Consider the following 17,898-nt stretch of genomic DNA (forward strand, 5'->3'; position numbering starts at 1 on the left):
TGCTTGAACGATGTTCTATTTTCTTTTCGATTTTTAATTCGATTTGTTTTCTGGTTGCCATTGAGGTTGCGAAAGCACACCCTGTGAAAAAAATGATAAATAGAAATACAATTGTTTTCTTTTTCATATTCATAATAGTTTAAATGTTAGTATGTTACAAATATAGATGCATTTTATCTTTTGTGCTATCACTTAATATAACAATGTGGAATTTGTATATAGCTGTTAATCAGTATATAATTGCTTTTTCTATAACACTAAACTATGATCTTATAACAATTTATGCTTTGAGAAATGTTGATGTAAATATGAGTTGAAAAATGGGAAGATTTAATTGTTTTCGTATGCGATATTTTCTTTGTGTTAAAGCTTGTGTACTTTCTACTTCCATACAGATCTTAATAGTTTCAGTTGAGAAATTTAAGAAATTGAGTACACAAAAAAGTTGGTCTTCGTGAGTTAAGTGGAATCCCATTGTATTTAACTCTTGAAATGTTTCGGCAAATATTCTATGTATTTCTTGTTGGATTGTTATAATGTCTTCATGTACTAATTCTTTGTTCTTTTTTATTTTGGAATTTTCGATTAATAGGATTTTTTTGAATGAAGGTGTTGTTTTGAATAAATGTGCACATGTATGTAGAGTTTGTATCCATAAATCAAAAAGTTTATTTTGCATTTTTGCATTGTTTTGTTCATTGTTTTTGTGCGTATTGGTTAATATTGATAATTCGTCTTTTAAAGATTTTTTCTCCTTTTGAAGTTCAATGAGTCTCTGTTGAAGTTGTATTTGTTTCTTTTTGTTTTGATTGTGGGCTTGTATACTGAGAAAAATAGTTAGTCCTAATCCTAATATAGTGAAACTGGTAATGACTAAAAGATTTTTTTTAAATTTAGCTGTGAATTGTTGTTCGTATCTTTTTATCGAATGTTCTCTTGATATATTATTGATCTCTGTATTATATATCATGCGTTGAATTGAATCATAAAATATGATGGCACTGTCATTATATAATAATGAACTATGAAGATTTCCTTTTACCTTATTAATATTGTATAGTATATGGAAGATCGAAGCTTGCATGTTAATATCTGATTTATCAGATATTGCTTGGAAATAGTAAACGGTGGAATCGTAATCATGTAAATCATATAAAATTTTACCTTTCCAATAATAATTAGCTGATAAGTCATCATGGGCAGCTGTATTTTCTATAGATAAATTGATATATTTTTTTGCCAATTTATATTCTCCAATAGCTTCATAAGTACGTGCAATATCACATAATATACTGGATCTCCATGTTGAATCGTTGCTGTTCTGCAGAACGGACAGGGCTTTTTGATAATATTTTAATGCTGTTCTTAAACTGTCTTGAAGAATATATACACTTGCTATGCCTCGAATAGAGTATAATATGGCATCTTGCTTATTTTGAAGACTATTTATATAATAAGATTGTTGATACATGTCCATAGCTTTTTCATATTGATCCTGTGCTTTATAACACTCTGCTAAATTATCATAGATTAGGACTTTCAATTCTTGGTTATTTGGCGTAGCGTCAATTGCGTTTAAATAGGCTTTTATGGCTCCTACTATATCGTTATTATCTTGGTATACTCTTCCTAAGTAGAAATATGACTCGGCTGTCTTATTATTATTTGTTTTGTTTTTATAAAAGTTGACCGCTATTGAAATTAGGGAATCGTTATAATGCTCGAAGTAGCATTTGTCTGTAGCTTTTGTCTTTAATAATGCATAAGTAGCTTGGTCTTCTTTGTTCATGAAGTGAGGATCGTGGATACTTTCCAACAAGCAAAATGCCGCTTTAGGGTCTATATAAATTAAAGAATCTGCTTTTTTTAATAGGTTATGTTGGGAAGACAAGTGAGAACACGACAAAGAAATGTTGCATAAAATTAGTAGTAGAATATAAATATTTATCGTTCTTCTCATTTTGTTTTGTAAATTGGTGAATTGCAAATATAGGATAAATATGATAATTTAGGGTATAAGAATGTTTGTATTAATGGAAGGTACATATTTTTTTTATCATTGAAAAGGAAAAGGCTGTTTATCAGTTTGAAGCATTGAAAAATCAGATGAATCCTCCGTTTTCGGTTTAACAGTCTGAATGTTTTTTCTTCCTTGACATATTAGGATGCAGTTAAAACGAACTTGTTGGCAAAAAAGTAATCTTAATGCCTGCCAGTATCTACTTACGACACATGACCGACAAGCGGTGACATTGCAGGAGGAATTACAATTTGTCGATTCGTATTTATATTTAGAACAGATAAAGTTTGAAGACACGTTGCAGATTTTATTAAAAATGATGGCCAAGAATAGGGTAAAGCTATTATTCCGGCAAGTTTGCAAATGTTGGTAAAGAATGCCTTAAAGCATAATATTAGTACTTCCAAATCACTTTTGTTCATTCGTATAGAGATAAATGAAATTGTGGTTTCTAATTTTTGATTCACTTGTTGAAGCTGTTCCTTTTAACATTGTTAATTACCTTTTTCAAGTATTCTTTTTTCGTTCAATAATATATTAATTCTTTGGGCATAAGAATACGTATTCATAGGCGGAAAGAATGCATTTTAACATGGTATTAATATTAATTTCCTTTTCCGAAGAATATATGCCTTTTTTTCTTGTGCAATATTCTTTGATGTGGTTGATATACAGTGTTGTATCTTTGAAAGGATGGCTCTTTGTGAAATTATTTAGTTCTGTTTACCCTCAAAGGGTTATTGCCTATAGTTGCCAATATGATAATCATATTAATGTGGGTTCGATATAACCGAATGATTTATTTGAAGAATAGGAATATTGCAAATAATTAAAATTATAGTGTTACTAAATGGTATTTCATAGAGTGATTTTTAGAATTTTAATCAAGAACTTGTGATCTGAAGTTGGGCATTCATTCGCATCAGAGATATTTCCTTAATTTTTTACTCCATATTTTATATCCTTCTTCTGTCAGATGCAGTCCGTCATTGGTCAGTTCTTTCCGCAATACATTGGTTCCTTTCTCTGTAAAGAGGGGGAAGAGATCGATAAAAGTTATTTGACGGGATACAGTTAGGGCCTTCAATTGTTGATTGATTGCCGGTATAATGTCTGTTTTCCCGATCATGGTTTTGTATTTACATACGGATTCGTTGATGGGTAGCAAGCTTTGGAGGTATATCTTTGTTTGGGGGGATTCCTGTTGTATCCGGTCTATCAGACGGGTGATAAGTGTCACAACACTGTCTGCTGAAAGGTCGTGGGATACATCATTGATTCCGATCAGAAGGAAGAGCTTGGCCGGATGTCCGGGGAGTATTTGATGCAGACGGTCGTACACTCCCATAGCTTCGTCTCCGATGATGCCACGATTACGGACATTTTTCTTTTTCAGGCGGGCCCCCCAGTCTTTTCCGGCTTCTGTGAGACTATTGCCCAGCATGACGATGTCTTCCGGGCCGATAGCCGGTTCTTCTTCGAACTGAAGGAAACGTTTGTAATAATGGTCTGTATAGGTGCGTTCGGTAGGGTAGATAGATGCTGCTACGGCATTGGCTACCAATGAACGGAGGCGTATTGCTTTGCCTTTATCGTCTGGATGTACGCTGTTGGTCAATAAGATGACAGAAGTATCGCTATCCGGGTCGAGGATGATGGAAGTACCTGTATAACCGGTATGCCCGTAAGTGTTCGGACCGAAAAGGTCACCGTGATTGGAAGCATACGGTGAAAAGATGTCCCAGCCCAAACTGCGTCCCAGCGCGCTAACTTGACGTGGGATGCTCCGCATGGCTTTTACCCCTAAAGGACTTAGTATGCGATGTCCGTTGTATTCGCCGTCATTCAACAACATGGCGGATAGTATGGCCAGATCGTTGGCATCGGAGAAAACACCGGCATTGCCTGAGATACCACCGTTCATGATGCGCGCCAAAGGATCGTGAACCACTCCTTTCAGAACACTGCCGTCTTTTTGTTTTTCAGTGGGGGCACAATGTTCCAGTATTTCTCCTGTGGGGCAATAATCGGTGTGGCTCATACCTAACGGATCAAATATATTGGCTTTGGCAAAATCGCGGAGGCTCTGTCCGCTGATGGTTTCGATGATATGTTGCAAGACGATGTAGTTAAGGCAACTGTATTGAAAATCACTTCCGGGCTTGAAAACGGGTTTACAGCCGGCTATGTATTCGATGAGTCCTTCCGGATTGGGAGAGCCGTACTGTTCGGCCAGTTTGTTTACGGGAGCATATGCCGGTAGCCCGGAGGTGTGTGTCAGAAGGTCGTTGATGCGGATTTCTTCGGAAAATGCCGGCAGGTAGAGATTTACCGGGTCTGTCAGGCGGAGTTGTCCCCGTTCGGTAAGGATAAGGGCACAGATGGCGGTTGATATGGATTTACTGACGGATGCCATGTCGAATACAATATGGGTATCCATGGGCTCACGGGTAGGAAATGTCTGTTTACAGCCATAGGCTTTCAGATAAGCTAATTTTCCGTGACGGACAACGGCAAGTACGGCACCGGGAATGTCTTTGTTGTTTATTGCTTTTTCGATGGCTTGGTCGGCGTATGTGAGATGGCGGGAGTTCATTCCGACTTGTTCGGGAGCGACACGTTGTAGCGGTTGGGCTGAAATTTGAAAAGTGAACAGGAATATGTTCAGGATGATAAACAGTGTTTTCATGTGGATAGTGTTCGGGTGAGGAATACAGATGAACGTAAATAGAATACTGTTTTTTCGCAAATTTACGTTCATCTGTGGTTTTATTAATTATGTTATGGGAGCTTTGTCGTTCCCGATTTGTAAGCGTCTACTGCTTTTTTGACAGAACCATGCATCAGGAGTAATGCCTTTGCCCGGTCGTAATCCAGTCCGAGTTCTTCGACAATCATGCGTGTACCCCGGTCTATCAATTTCTGGTTACTAAGTTGCATATTGACCATTTTATTACCTTTTACACGTCCTAACTGAATCATAACGGAAGTAGTGATCATGTTCAGGATCATTTTCTGTCCGGTACCCGATTTCATACGGGAACTTCCGGTCACATATTCCGGACCGACAATCATTTCGATGGGGACATCGGCTTCCACGGCCATTGGAGAATCCGGATTACTGGTAATACAGCCGGTCAGGATGCCATGTTCACGTGCTGCATGCAGTGCACCGATCACATAGGGGGTAGTGCCTGAGGCAGCAATGCCGATTACGGTATCTTTATCGTTAATGTGGTGTTCGACCAGTTCTTCCCATCCCCGCCGGGTATCGTCTTCGGCATTTTCCACCGGATTGCGGAGGGCGGTGTCGCCACCGGCAATCAGTCCGATAACCAATGTAGGCGGCATACCGAATGTCGGAGGAATCTCCGAAGCATCGAGTACCCCCAAACGACCGCTCGTGCCGGCTCCCATATAGAAAATACGACCGCCTTGTTTCATGCGGGGAACGATTTGGCTCACCAGCTTTTCGATTTGTGGAATCGCTTTCTGCGTGGCAAGGGCCACTTTCTGGTCTTCTGCATTGATGTCTTCCAGTATTTCCCGGATAGACTTTTTTTCTAAATCGTTATAGAGCGAAGGTTGCTCTGATATTTTGATAAACATGTTGTGATTTATGAATAATGATTTATGATTTATGACTGATGAAAGGTCATGAGACCTTGCATGGGGCTTTTGACGATGGTTGTTATTTGTATCTCTAATTCGCGGGCGGCTTCGTGCAATATGTCCTGATAGTGGTAGGCGACGGAGCCGATGAAGTGAACCGGATGATTTTTGTAATCGTATTGCATGACATTACGCTGGAAGAAAGCCTTGAAACTGCCGAGAACTAATGCATGTACGGAGGGCTCCTGAATATTTTCTGCCAGGAATGGAGAAAGACTTGCCAAGAAACGATTGGGGAACGGTTGCCGGTATACCCGGTCGATGATTTCGGGAGGAGTCAGTCCGGTCTTATTCAGGAATTTTTCTTTTAATTCCGGCGTCATCTGGTTTTTCAGCATGTCGCCTACCAGGAGTTTACCCAATACCGCACCGCTACCTTCATCACCTAAAATGAATCCTAACGGTGAAACGTTACTTGCTATTTTTTCGCCATCGTAGAAACAAGAATTGGAACCTGTACCCATGATACAGGCAATACCCGGTTTGTGTCCGCACAATCCCCGGGCAACGGCAAGCATATCCGTATTCACTTCAATACCGTTCTTGGTGTTGAGGTGTGTGGAAAGTGCATTATGCATCATCGGAACCTTATCCGGAACACAACCGGCTCCATAAAAATAAACAGCATCGAGCACGTTCGTTTCTAAATGGGGAATCAGTGCCGTAGCAATCTCATTCTCTATTTCTTCCTCTGATTGAAAGAAAGGATTTATTCCTTTCGTTACTATCTGTCGGACGAGTTGTCCTTGTCCTACAACACACCAATCGGTCTTTGTAGAACCACTATCTGCTATTAATATCATATCTTTATATATATTTTTTTCTTATACAATATGTAACCGATGCTCCAATTGAGTGCAACAAAAAGGAGCGCAAATGCCAGTGAACCCGGATAATCACCCAAAAGCGGTTGGAGGATACCTTTGTAAATGTAGCTGTGCAAACTGGTAGTCGTCCCGTCGAACGGTACGCGGATATTACCTAATAAAACGGCAAGTACTCCGGCCATGACATAGATGAAAAGCGGATTTACACCGAATGATTCGAAGAAGCGGCTCCACGATTTGTATCCTTTTACATCGATGATCCAGATGAGTAATGCTAAAAAACTGGAACCCAATCCGCAAGTGACAATGGCGAAAGTGGGCGACCATATTTTCTTGTTGATGGGGCAGCCGTAACTGAGCAGGAAGCCCAAAAAAGTAAGGATCGTGCCGATGAGGAACAACCGTCCGAGTTTCTCGTTGATGTCCTTTACTTCCATCAGCAGTTTTCCGACACAAAAGCCTATCAATACGTGGGCGATGGCCGGGATCGTGCTTAATAATCCTTCCGGATCGATTCCGTTGTCTTTATACATATGCGCTTCGCCTAATACGGCACGGTCTACGACCGAAAGTATATTGGTACTGTTGTACTCGAATCCGTTGCCGGTGACGAGCAAAATGAAGTAACCGATCAGCAGGGTCGCAATCAGGTAGGGGATATGCTTGTGCTTCATGGTCAGGGCAACGATGGCAGTTGCGCCATAGCAGAGTGCCAGCCGTTGCATAACTCCCAAAATGCGGATATGGTCGAATGTCCAAATAGATTGTCCGAGACGGGAGAAGAACGAAATTTCTTCAGCAGACAGGGAGTTCCATGTACGGCAGAACATGGAGAACCATGCAAGCCCCAATCCGATGGCGAAAATAACAATGGTACGTTTGAGTATTTTCAGAGCGGCTGAATGGCTGAATTCAAAATTGTATTTCCGGAGAGAAATATAAGTAGATATTCCCATGATAAACATGAAAAAGGGGAATACGAGATCGGTCGGTGTCAAACCGTTCCATTGGGCGTGTCCCAATGGTGCGTAGACGTACGACCACGACCCGGGGTTGTTCACCATAATCATTCCTGCGATGGTGATACCTCTCAGTATGTCGAGGGCTAAGAGGCGTTTACTGGTTGTTTTATTCATTTTCTGCAATTTTTATGTGTTAAGTTTTTTAGTTTGATCAACGGGCTTTTGTACATTCGTCTACAAGGTAGGCGATGGATACGTAAGTTACACCTGTATGGGTAGCTAATCCTATTTCACAGGTACGGCTATTGGAATATCCGGTCTGTATGCCTGCCTTTTCTAATTGAGGGCGTAGCTTACGCAGTGCATAACTATTCACTTCCGGGTGTGTGAAGCCCTTGTCTCCTGCAAAACCGCAACAGCCCACCTCTTCAGGAACGATCACCCGGGTGGAGCATAAACGTGCCAGAGAAAGGAGGGTATCGGTCAATCCCATCCTACGCATGGAGCAGGTGATATGGATAGCTACTGGACGGTCGACCGGGCAGAATTCCAACTTGTCGCGCAGGAAGGTATAGATAAACTCGGCCGGTTCATATAGCTTCATCTTCCGGATTTTTTCACGCATGCGATGCAGGCAGGGGCTTTGGTCACAGAGCACAGGGTATTTCCCTTTTTCGGAAGCTTCCCACAAGGCTTTTTCAAGTTCTGCCGATTTATGGTCGGCAATATCCGGCATACCTTTACTTTCCCAAATTGTACCGCAACAGAGTTTCTCCATATCTTTCGGAAAGATCACTTCGTATCCGGCCTTCTGCAGTAGCGATAACATCTTATCTACGAGTGGTTGCTTCTCCCTGGATTTCTTAGGAAGTCCCATCGTCTGATTAATACAGCTTGGAAAATAAACGACCTTGTTTAGCTGAGAGCTGAAAGCCTTTTTTTTAGTTGAAAGTTGAGAGTTGAAAGTTGAAAGTTGAGAGCCGGTATTGCTGTCACTTTGACTTTCCTCTCTTTCCTTCTCCCTGCTCAAATCTCCCTTCTCCCTTCTCTTATAGCTCTTGGGCATGAAAGGAGTCCATTGCGGAATACCTAACAAGTTGTGCATTCCTGTAGTGAGAGTAAGCATTGCCGAAGTACCTAATACGGTGTGTGCTGCGTTGGCTAAGGTCAACATAGGGCGCAAGCTGCTCTTTATACCGGCAAAATGGTTGGCGGCAAAGTTGCCTATGGAGTAAGCGAAGCTACCTTCCGGTAATTCCTGTTGGCGGATATAATGAGTCAGATCGCCGGTATTGATTCCCATTGGACAAGATGTAGAACAGAGACCGTCGCCGGCACAGGTTTGATTGCCGGGATAGCGGTATTGTTTTTGCAAGGTTGCCAGCCTTTGGGGATTTTCACCGCTTTCTTTGAGTCGGGAGATTTCGCGTTGTAGCACGATACGTTGGCGCGAAGAAAGAGTGAAACCGCAAGTCAGGCAGTTTACTTCACAGAAGCCGCATTCGATACACTTGTCTATTGGGCCGATATCCGGTGTACTTTTATTGTTTTCTGCCTGTTGCCGGTGGGAGCTGCCTAATAGAGGCAACGGTTTAAAATTCTTGATATGACATTGGGGATCATCGTTGAAGATAACTCCCGGATTAAGTATATTCAGCGGGTCGAAGAGTGTTTTGACGGCTTGCATCATACGATACGCTTTTTCTCCCCATTCGTATTTTACGAACGGAGCCATGTTGCGTCCGGTACCGTGTTCTGCTTTCAGTGAACCGTCATATTTGTCTATTACTAAAGTTTTGACATCATTCATCAGTTCTTCGTAGCGTTTTACTTCAGCATCCGTACTGAAAGACTGGTTGATGATGAAATGATAATTACCTTCGAGGGCATGCCCGTAGATACAGGCATCGTCATATCCATGACGGGCTATCAGTTGTTGCAAGTCGGCAGTTGCTTCAGGTAGGTCTTCGATGTGGAAGGCCACATCTTCGATGAGACTTGTGGTTCCCGGTTTCCGGGTTCCTCCTACAGAAGGGAAAATCCCGGAACGGATGGCCCAATATTTGGAGTATTCCTCCGGTTTGTCCGTAAAGTGGACGGGAATATAAGTGTTGAAGGGTTTCAGCGTTTCCTCTATGACAGCGATATTTGCTGCCAGTTCTTCTTTACTGTGTGCTTTGGTCTCTGTCAGTACGGCGGTGAGTCCTTCTCCTGTCCGATCATTGACCGATGCTAACGATTTCCAGTCGAGTAGTTCGGCACCTTTTACAATCCATTCTTTCTTTTCGTTGGTTAACTTCTTCAATGCTACTACTGCCCGGCATGCTTCTTTGATGTCTTTAAAATAGAGCATGGCGCTGGCCTTGTGCGGATAGTCGTATTCTGTGCTCATGGTGACTTCGGAAAGGAATGCAAGTGTTCCTTCCGAACCTACCATTAAGTGAGTGATGATATCGAACGGATCATCGAATGTGATGAAAGGTAATAAATTCAGTCCCGTTACATTTTTGATTGAATATTTATAGCGAATCCGGGCGCTGAGTTCTTTATCGGTACGAATTTGGTCACGCAGGGATTGAATTTGTGTGATAAACTCTGCATGCTTCATTGAAAAAGCCTGTTTGCTGGCGTCATTGCCGGTATCGAGCAAAGTGCCATCTGCCAGTATAATACGCGCAGATAATAACATCTTATCGCTGTTGGCATGTGTCCCGCAATTCATACCGGAAGCGTTATTCATCACAATGCCGCCTATCATGGCACTTTTTACTGAAGCCGGATCCGGGGCGAATTTACGTCCGAATGGCTGTAACAGTTCGTTGACACGCTGCCCGATGATGCCGGGTTGCAATGTGATCCGGTTATGATCGGGAGAAATGCTGTATTTTTCCCAGTTTTTTCCGGCTATAATGAGAATAGAGTCGCTGATGGCTTGTCCGGATAAGCTCGTTCCGGCTGCACGGAAGGTCACCGGCAACTGATGTCGGGTTGCCGAACGCAATAAATCCGATATCTCCTGCTCGTTGTTCGAACGAATGACGATCTGGGGAATGAGCCGGTAGAAACCTGCATCTGTTCCCCATGCCAGCCGACGTAATTCGTCAGTGTAGATTCTTTCTTGCGGGACAAACTGTGAAATTTCCTGCAGAAAGGCCTGGTACTTATTCTCCTTATCCATTTTTATTTATATAAATAATATTTTTTAGACAATTGCCGGAAGCTGTCTACATCTTTATACCAATAGTCACGAATGTCTTCCCAACGGTTATGTTTGCTGAAACGTTCGCGTATTTCATTGGAGCCGCTTACTTTATCGAACATGTCGAAACGTCCTTTGTCTGCATGATCGAATACAGTATGTTCCGGATAAAGAGCAGCCACCTCTTGCATTACCAGAAATTGTATTTCACTTAGTGCAGCTTTCCGGTAATCCATAATATGCACTTGTACTCCTTGCAGATGCTCTCCTTTCCCTACGGAATAAAACGGCTTGAGGTGTATCGGACGGAAAACGATACCGGGCAGTTGCAATTGATTTAGCTTGCCGGCCAGTTCTTCGGCTTTTATCCATGGGGCGGCAAACATCTGGAATGGAATGGTATAACCTACTCCGATGGACAGATAACCCAGTTCTCCGAGTATGCCCGATACCGGATAGAAGAAGGCTGAATGTGGATGCGGAATGTGGGGGGAGGAAGGAATCCATTGCAAGCCGGTTTGCACATAGTCCATCTTGCGTTTCCATCCTTTCATTTTCACCACGTGCAGATCGCACCGCTTGCCCAGCATATTTTCACCGTTCAGCATCAAAGCTAATTCGCCGCAAGTGAGTCCGTAAAGGTACGGAATCTTAAATTGACTTACAAAAGAAATGTATTTATCTTCTACCAGATTGCCTTCCACCTTTTCACCACCCACCGGGTTTGGACGGTCGAGCACGATAAATTCCTTTCCATTTTCGGCTGCGGCTTCCATGGCCACTCCCATGGTACTGATATAAGTGAATGAACGACAACCGATATCTTGTATATCGTATACTAACACATCGATGTCTTTTAGCATCTCAGGGGTTGGTTTGCGAGTCTTTCCGTAAAGTGAATAAACCGGTAGGCCGGTAGACGGATCGGCGGAGTTATCCACTTTGTCTCCGGCATGAACATCACCGCGTACACCATGTTCCGGTCCGTATAGAGCTACCAGATTCACGTTGGGGGCTTCGTGAAGGATATCGATGGTCGATTTCAAGTGATTGTCTACTCCGGTCGGATTGGTGATGAGGCCGACACGTTTTCCTTCGAGGCATTTGAAGTTCTGTTCTTTCAGAACCTCAATACCGGTTTTGATTTTTATTTTTTGTGCCTGTATGGTGAGGGACAGCAGGCAGCAGGTGCTAAGAATAATAAATCGGAATTTGTTCATAAATATCTCTGTTTCGAATCGTTATTGTTTTATTTTTGGGTTTCTTTAATTTCTTCTGTTTCTTCTTTTTTACCGTAATTCGGATCGATCTTGATGAATGCACAGACAGCTATTGTAGCAGCACAACAGATCATTACCCAGATAAAGAACTTCTCGTATCCGATAAGTTCCTGTAGCCAACCGGCCATCATACCCGGCAACATCATACCTAATGCCATGAAAGCGGTACAAATGGCATAATGTGCTGTCTTGTGTTCACCGTCGGAATAATAAATTAAGTAAAGCATATAAGCCGTGAAACCGAATCCGTATCCGAACTGTTCGATAAATACACAAATATTGATTGTGAGAAGATCTTGCGGCTGAAAATATCCCAGATAAACAAATGTAATGCAAGTGAGTGATATACTCCATGCCATTGGCCATAGCCATTTTTGTAGTCCGCCTTTTGCCGCGCAAATACCGCCGATGATTCCTCCGAGAGTGAGTCCTATAATACCGATAGTGCCGTATACCCAGCCGACTTCGGCTGTACTCAGCCCTAACCCGCCTTTTTCAATAGGATCGAGTAGAAAAGGATTGATAAGCTTTACCAATTGTGCTTCCGGTAAGCGGTAGAACAGCATGAACAATATGGCAACTCCGGCTTGCGGCTTTTTGAAGAAACTTGCGAATGTGGCAAAGAACTCTTTGAATATGTTGTTCGCGGTCACATTGCCCACTGCCGGCTTGTCGGATGCCGGATGAGGCAAAATGTAACTGTGGTATAAATAGAATGCAATGAAGAGTCCTGCAAGGATATAGAATGTAATACTCCATGCCATGGCTATGGTAGAAGTACGCTTTTCCAGTTCTCCGGCCAGTACGACCAGAAGTCCTTGTCCGGCTATTGTTGCAATCCGGTAAAAAGTACTTCGGATGCCGACATACATAGCTTGGTCCCGGACGCTTAAAGCCAGCATGTAGAACCCGTCGGCGGCTATATCATGTGTAGCCGAACTGAAAGCTACCAGCCAGAATATGGCAAGGGTTATCTGAAAGAAATTAGGCATTGGGATGGTGAAAGCTATTCCGGCCAGTCCTGCTCCCACCAGAATCTGCATGGTTACTACCCACCAACGTTTGGTTTTCAGTAAATCGATAAAAGGGCTCCAGAATGGTTTGATAACCCAAGGGAGATATAACCAACTGGTATATAGTGCGATGTCTGTGTTGGAGATACCGAGCTTTTTATACATAATGACAGAGATGGTCATCACAGCTACGTAAGGTAGACCTTGTGCAAAGTACAATGTCGGTATCCAAGCCCACGGTGATAGTTTCTTGTTTTTCATGACGGTATATATTTAATATAATTTCTCGATAGCGGCACCGATGTAATAGTGCAACAATATTTCATCGTAAGCATAACCTTGTTCGCCCATTACGGCGGCACCGATCTGGCAGAGCCCTACACCATGTCCCCAACCGGCACCTGTGAGAATGAATTTTCCGGGAATACCATTTTTTACCTCTGTTTTGTCCACAACGAATGCCGAACTGTATAAGTGGGAAGGAGACAGGGTTCTCCGGATTTCCAGTTCCTTACCGATGATGAGCGTCTTTTTCGTTCCTATGATTTTTAACTTTGAGATACGGGCGGATGTGCCGCGTTCTATAGGGATCAAATCTATAACCTGCCCATAGTCGATGCCGGAACGTTGGAAAATAAGTTTGGCCAGTTCTTCCTGTGTATATTCTACTTTCCAGCGGTAAAAATCGGTAGTTTCCTGATCGTAGTTGTTCAATACCTGACTGAGTATTCTCTTTTCTTTCGTATTACAGAATGCATCAGGAGAGGTCCGTATCCACTTCTCTGCTTCTGAATGGATACGTAGATCGGGTAGGAAGGTCGCTTTTTTACTGTCTCGTTGTTTGACAAGATAGGGGTGTTTTACGTCTTCCCAGCAGTATTGAAATTCTTCGAAGGCCCCTCCGCAACATTTAGAGAAGCGCGCATCGCAGATTTTATTTTCGGATGTTAATACCTGTCCCCGGGTAGCTTGGATGGCTTGCTCTACCATTTCAGTGCTTGCCCGGGTGATTCCTTGGTAGCGTTGACAATGATCATCGGCGCATACGTCAAAGTGCACATGGTCTTCCCGGTCGTACCACTTGATTAGTTGAAAGTTGGAAGTTGAAAGTTGAGAGTCCTTATTTAATTGAGAGTTGAGAGTTAAAAGTTGAGAGTTGGCTGCGTTATTATGCTGCATAGCAACTTTCAACTTTCCACTTTCCACTTTCAACTGACAAAGTAGCCAACTGCGCGAAATGACTGCATGGGCTTTCAGCAGTTCCAAAGAAGCGGTTGCGCTCATTTCCGAAGAGATGACACTGGTTAAATAATCTTCTACATGGATGACATTGATACCGGTTATCTTTTCATCTTCTACAATAAATTTCAGTGCTCCGTGAAAACGTTGGTTCTCCTTGCGTTCCCAATGGAAATTGATGCCGATCGTTACATCTAATAATTCGAAAGAGTCAGTCTCTTCCCGCAAGGGTTCAAACAGCAATTCATCGTAACGGTTGTTTTTCCAGAGAATCTTACCATTATCAAAAAGGACAAGTTGTTTTCCGGATACTTCTTTTTCGTTGACACGATAAGTATCCGGAAAAATAAATTCTATTTTTGTTTCGGACAGGATGCCGACATGTACTTTGGGCTCTTTCATAATTGTTCTTTTATGCGTTGTCTTAGTTTACGAAACTCATCTGTGTCCAGACAGACTTCTCCGAGTATAGACATAATGTCTGTTGCCGTTAGCTTTTCAAAGTCTTTTTCCTGCGGGGTGATGAATACACCTCCCATATCTACGGATGCCGGACTGATGAGGATATTGGCGTCTCCTGCTGCCGCATAGCAGGACGGGCGGTGCTTGGCGCGTGGAAAAATGCAAACAATCCATTGGCTGTTTTCTGTCCATGCAAGAATGTTCATCATGGGTTCGTCTTCTCCCGGTTTGAGTTCCATTGCGTTGTATACAAAGTTGAATAGTGCGATGGCGTCTTCCCGGTTTCCGGTTTCTATAACCAGAGTGGTTCGTGGAGCATCATCCAGATAAGAAAGAGACGCTGTCCTGTAGGTGACAATCTTTCCGGCTTTCTTATTCTTCCATTCTTGTTCAAGAGGGAGAAAACCTTTATTGCCAGCTTGAAAATGAGCATGGTCGGGAGCGGAAGCACCACATTTCGGACCGTTATAAAAAACGATGTAATCTTCGGCAATAGCCGCCAGATCGAGCATGTCTCCAAAACGTTTTTTTATACGTTGGTCCACGTGTTCTAAAGCCGGAACAGTAAGGTGCTTCGGGAAAATCGGAAACGGGTTAATCAGTATCTGATAATTATCTTTGAATGGAATCCCTCTCTGCATGGCAGGGAGGTTGGCGGGGCAAAGAAAACATTTCCGTTCTTGTATGGATTGGGCATCTACTTTGGCTGCCGAAGAGACAATGCGTGCAGGATTAAATTGTACTTTATAGTGCATCCCGTTTACATTTAGGTCTTTGACTTTAATCCGGGCTAATGCTGCATAATTGTTTCCGGCCAACTCCCATGCAGAAAGCTGGTCGGTTAGCAACCGTTCTATTTTCTGTTTTGTATCCATCTTTGTCCTTACATTTGATGACGGTTCATGGCAATGCGGGCCTGTAATTCCCAAGTGCGGATACGGTCTTTATACAGGTTGTGTCCGTTCATTTTTATAGTGTCCAATGAAGCGTCGGAATTATCGTCCCAACGGCGGCATAAATATACTACCTCGTAAACACGGCCTATCTGGTACCGGCGGGAGAAATTGAGTCCGAGAGCATAATCTTCTCCATAGCTGGTGTTGGGGACTTTGATTTCTCGTAATACCGGTGTGTAAAAAGCACGTGGAGCACCCAGCCCATTGATACGCAGGGCATTGTTGCGTCCGTTTTCGGGAGTCCATTCTTTATGGTCGATGATGCCCGGAGCAATCATATTCATGTGGAAATCCGTCATCATATAGGTACCTACCACCATTGCACAGTTTTGTTCATAGAACGCATTAACCATTGTTTTTAGGGTGTTTTCGTCCTTGTATACATCGTCACTATCCAATTGTACGGCGAATTTTCCACATTTATCATGATGCACTCCGAGATTCCAACACCCGCCAATACCTAAGTCATTGCGTTCGGGCAGGATGTGAATGAGACGGTCGTCGGATGCAAATTCACGGATCGCATCTGTTGTACCGTCAGTAGAGTGGTTGTCGATGACGATGAGGTTGAATTTGAAATCCGTTTTTTGGTTTAATACCGAACGGATGGCATCCTTGATGGTACGGATGCGATTGCGTACCGGAATAATGACAGAAGCTTCATATTCAAAATCGGTGGCATCGAATTCGATCTTTTTGAAGGTAGGAGCCAGATAGCCGCCTATCTCTTTCAGATGTTCTGTGCAAGCTTGTTCCATTTCTATTTGTACTCCTCGATTTTTGGGGTCTACATAATCGAATATTTTTTCACCGCTTTTTCGGGTATCGTTTTCTATTTCCGAATAGAGATACTCGTTGATGTGAACCAGCGATTCCTTTTGCGAGAGTTTAAGCCGCAGGTCATACAGGCCGGCAAATTGATAGTCGGTTTTCATTCGGGTGACGGCTTCTTGCAGGGCACTTGCCTTGTATAGCAAAACCGATCCGAAGTTGAAATCATCGCGAAGACTGCCAAACTGGTAATCTATTACAGGAGCATTTTTTTGAATCCCTTCTGATACTTGGTAATGGTCGGCGTATACCATGCCGGCAACACTGTCTTCTGCAATGCGGGTCATGCGTTCGAGGGCAAACATGCCCAGTTTTAGTGTAGTGTACTTAGTATAAAACAGTGTGTAGTCGGCATCGGAGTGGGCAGCTATTATGCGCATGGTTGCAGTGGAATTGAGTGCCGGCACGTGCAGAATCCGGCATCCCTGGAGAGGAACTTCCGTGTCTTCCGTTACTAACAAATATATATCTTTTACCAAGTTTGACGATTTCAAACCCTGTATTGTCTTTTCGGCCTGTGCTGCATCTGCAAAAGGGATGAAGCAATTAATTGTAGTTTTCATATTTCAGTTTTATATATTTTTATTTTTCTTATTCTTTTGGTTCTTTCCACTCTAACAGTCCGGTTTCTCCACTGGTAGCCGTGAATAATACCTGATGGCGATTGATAGGGACAACGGTATTAATCAGAGAGTTACCGATTTTGTACTTCCATAGAACTTTGCCTGTTAATGGCTCCAGTGCAAAGATAAGCCCTCCTTTCGTACTGCCGAACATTACTCCGTCTTTTTCGACTTGCATGGAAGGAGCATGCTCATAACCAAAGCCGACATTGGAGCTCCATAACTGGTGTGGCTTGTCTCCTTGGGTAGAGTAGCAGACGATGCTGTCATTCATTGTCTTACTGTATACCCGTTTTTTATCGGCAGACAATCCGATTGTTTCGCGTACGGTAGACTGGTAAGTACGCCATATGGTCTCTCCTGTTGCCAAATCGATGGCAGTCATGGCACGTTGCGGGTCAGTAATGAATACTTTGCCATTAGCGGCTACCGGCCATACTGCTGCAGGAGAGAAATGCATACGGGTTAATCCGCCTGTCCATTTCCACAGTTCTTCTCCGGTATTCTTGTTGAGGGCGTAGAGTGTGTTATCCCATGCTCCAAAAATCACCTTGTCTTCTTCAATCAGAGGGCGGGTTTCTATATAACCTTTTACACCTGTGTATGTCCATTTGATTTTTCCGGTATAGAGATCGATAGCGCGGAATGTATGATCGCTGGCCCCTATATAAACTATTCCGTTATCAATGGTCACAGCACCCAGGACTGGTTCTTGGGCTTCTACTTCCCAGCGTAATTCTCCATTGTTTGCGTTCAACGCGTAAATCTTCTTATCGGCTGAGCCGAATACGACTATGCCGTCGGCTACCGCCGG

General features: G+C 43.0%; 13 protein-coding genes. 1 reads left to right on the top strand and 12 read right to left on the bottom strand.

What is annotated here, in order from left to right; genetic code table 11:
• Positions 1–280: 280 nt before the first annotated feature.
• Positions 281–1,960, bottom strand: a complete 1,680-nt coding sequence (locus QVP90_RS07040) for a tetratricopeptide repeat protein (protein WP_021936036.1) — start codon at positions 1,958–1,960, stop codon at positions 281–283.
• A gap of 205 nt (positions 1,961–2,165) precedes the next feature.
• On the opposite strand from QVP90_RS07040, the gene QVP90_RS07045 reads away from it, so the two are divergent.
• Complete coding sequence (locus tag QVP90_RS07045) at positions 2,166–2,393, top strand: histidine kinase (RefSeq protein WP_264380812.1); 228 nt, start codon at positions 2,166–2,168, stop codon at positions 2,391–2,393.
• 549 nt (positions 2,394–2,942) lie between these two features.
• Here QVP90_RS07045 and QVP90_RS07050 read toward each other — a convergent pair.
• The 11 genes from QVP90_RS07050 to QVP90_RS07100 all read right to left on the bottom strand — a co-directional run.
• On the bottom strand, positions 2,943–4,709 hold the full coding sequence (locus QVP90_RS07050; protein ID WP_264380811.1) for a serine hydrolase: 1,767 nt from the start codon (positions 4,707–4,709) through the stop codon (positions 2,943–2,945).
• A gap of 92 nt (positions 4,710–4,801) precedes the next feature.
• Entirely contained in the window at positions 4,802–5,629 is an 828-nt protein-coding gene (gene murQ / locus QVP90_RS07055) for an N-acetylmuramic acid 6-phosphate etherase (RefSeq protein WP_021936038.1), read from the bottom strand.
• A gap of 29 nt (positions 5,630–5,658) precedes the next feature.
• Positions 5,659–6,495: a hypothetical protein gene (locus QVP90_RS07060; protein WP_021936039.1), complete on the bottom strand. Its 837-nt coding sequence runs from the start codon at positions 6,493–6,495 to the stop codon at positions 5,659–5,661.
• A complete protein-coding gene (locus tag QVP90_RS07065; RefSeq protein ID WP_005926976.1) occupies positions 6,492–7,655 on the bottom strand; it encodes an acyltransferase family protein in 1,164 nt (387 codons plus the stop codon). Before QVP90_RS07065 ends, QVP90_RS07060 begins: the two co-directional genes overlap by 4 nt.
• 37 nt (positions 7,656–7,692) lie before the next feature.
• The gene (locus QVP90_RS07070) at positions 7,693–10,659 is read right to left on the bottom strand and encodes an FAD-binding and (Fe-S)-binding domain-containing protein (protein ID WP_005926974.1); all 2,967 of its coding nucleotides are present in this window, start codon (positions 10,657–10,659) and stop codon (positions 7,693–7,695) included.
• Positions 10,660–10,661: 2 nt separating this feature from the next.
• Entirely contained in the window at positions 10,662–11,900 is a 1,239-nt protein-coding gene (locus QVP90_RS07075; protein ID WP_005926972.1) for an exo-beta-N-acetylmuramidase NamZ family protein, read from the bottom strand.
• A gap of 29 nt (positions 11,901–11,929) precedes the next feature.
• Positions 11,930–13,234, bottom strand: a complete 1,305-nt coding sequence (locus tag QVP90_RS07080; RefSeq protein ID WP_005926970.1) for an MFS transporter — start codon at positions 13,232–13,234, stop codon at positions 11,930–11,932.
• Positions 13,235–13,246: 12 nt separating this feature from the next.
• Positions 13,247–14,614, bottom strand: coding sequence for a SpoIID/LytB domain-containing protein (locus QVP90_RS07085; protein WP_021936040.1), 1,368 nt, complete (start codon positions 14,612–14,614; stop codon positions 13,247–13,249).
• Positions 14,611–15,549 (bottom strand): DUF4922 domain-containing protein, encoded by a 939-nt coding sequence (locus QVP90_RS07090; protein ID WP_021936041.1) that lies wholly within the window; start codon positions 15,547–15,549, stop codon positions 14,611–14,613. The genes QVP90_RS07085 and QVP90_RS07090 overlap by 4 nt, the downstream gene beginning before the upstream one ends.
• An 8-nt stretch (positions 15,550–15,557) precedes the next feature.
• A complete protein-coding gene (locus tag QVP90_RS07095; protein WP_021936042.1) occupies positions 15,558–17,024 on the bottom strand; it encodes a glycosyltransferase family 2 protein in 1,467 nt (488 codons plus the stop codon).
• A 28-nt stretch (positions 17,025–17,052) separates the two neighbouring features.
• The coding region (locus QVP90_RS07100; protein WP_288204004.1) for an outer membrane protein assembly factor BamB family protein at positions 17,053–17,898 on the bottom strand (846 nt) is incomplete at its 5' end.

Origin of the sequence: Bacteroides sp. CAG:189 (genome assembly GCF_000432295.1) — a bacterium.
Taxonomy (GTDB): Bacteria; Bacteroidota; Bacteroidia; order Bacteroidales; family Bacteroidaceae; genus Bacteroides; species Bacteroides salyersiae.

What these genes read in the sequence shown, in the direction of transcription:
- QVP90_RS07065 (WP_005926976.1), bottom strand. Translation starts at nt 7,655, where the DNA reads ATGAATAAAACAACCAGTAAACGCCTCTTAGCCCTCGACATACTGAGA.
- murQ (WP_021936038.1), bottom strand. Translation starts at nt 5,629, where the DNA reads ATGTTTATCAAAATATCAGAGCAACCTTCGCTCTATAACGATTTAGAA.
- QVP90_RS07045 (WP_264380812.1), top strand. Translation starts at nt 2,166, where the DNA reads ATGCAGTTAAAACGAACTTGTTGGCAAAAAAGTAATCTTAATGCCTGC.
- QVP90_RS07050 (WP_264380811.1), bottom strand. Translation starts at nt 4,709, where the DNA reads ATGAAAACACTGTTTATCATCCTGAACATATTCCTGTTCACTTTTCAA.
- QVP90_RS07090 (WP_021936041.1), bottom strand. Translation starts at nt 15,549, where the DNA reads ATGGATACAAAACAGAAAATAGAACGGTTGCTAACCGACCAGCTTTCT.
- QVP90_RS07040 (WP_021936036.1), bottom strand. Translation starts at nt 1,960, where the DNA reads ATGAGAAGAACGATAAATATTTATATTCTACTACTAATTTTATGCAAC.
- QVP90_RS07075 (WP_005926972.1), bottom strand. Translation starts at nt 11,900, where the DNA reads ATGAACAAATTCCGATTTATTATTCTTAGCACCTGCTGCCTGCTGTCC.
- QVP90_RS07085 (WP_021936040.1), bottom strand. Translation starts at nt 14,614, where the DNA reads ATGAAAGAGCCCAAAGTACATGTCGGCATCCTGTCCGAAACAAAAATA.
- QVP90_RS07095 (WP_021936042.1), bottom strand. Translation starts at nt 17,024, where the DNA reads ATGAAAACTACAATTAATTGCTTCATCCCTTTTGCAGATGCAGCACAG.
- QVP90_RS07080 (WP_005926970.1), bottom strand. Translation starts at nt 13,234, where the DNA reads ATGAAAAACAAGAAACTATCACCGTGGGCTTGGATACCGACATTGTAC.
- QVP90_RS07060 (WP_021936039.1), bottom strand. Translation starts at nt 6,495, where the DNA reads ATGATATTAATAGCAGATAGTGGTTCTACAAAGACCGATTGGTGTGTT.
- QVP90_RS07070 (WP_005926974.1), bottom strand. Translation starts at nt 10,659, where the DNA reads ATGGATAAGGAGAATAAGTACCAGGCCTTTCTGCAGGAAATTTCACAG.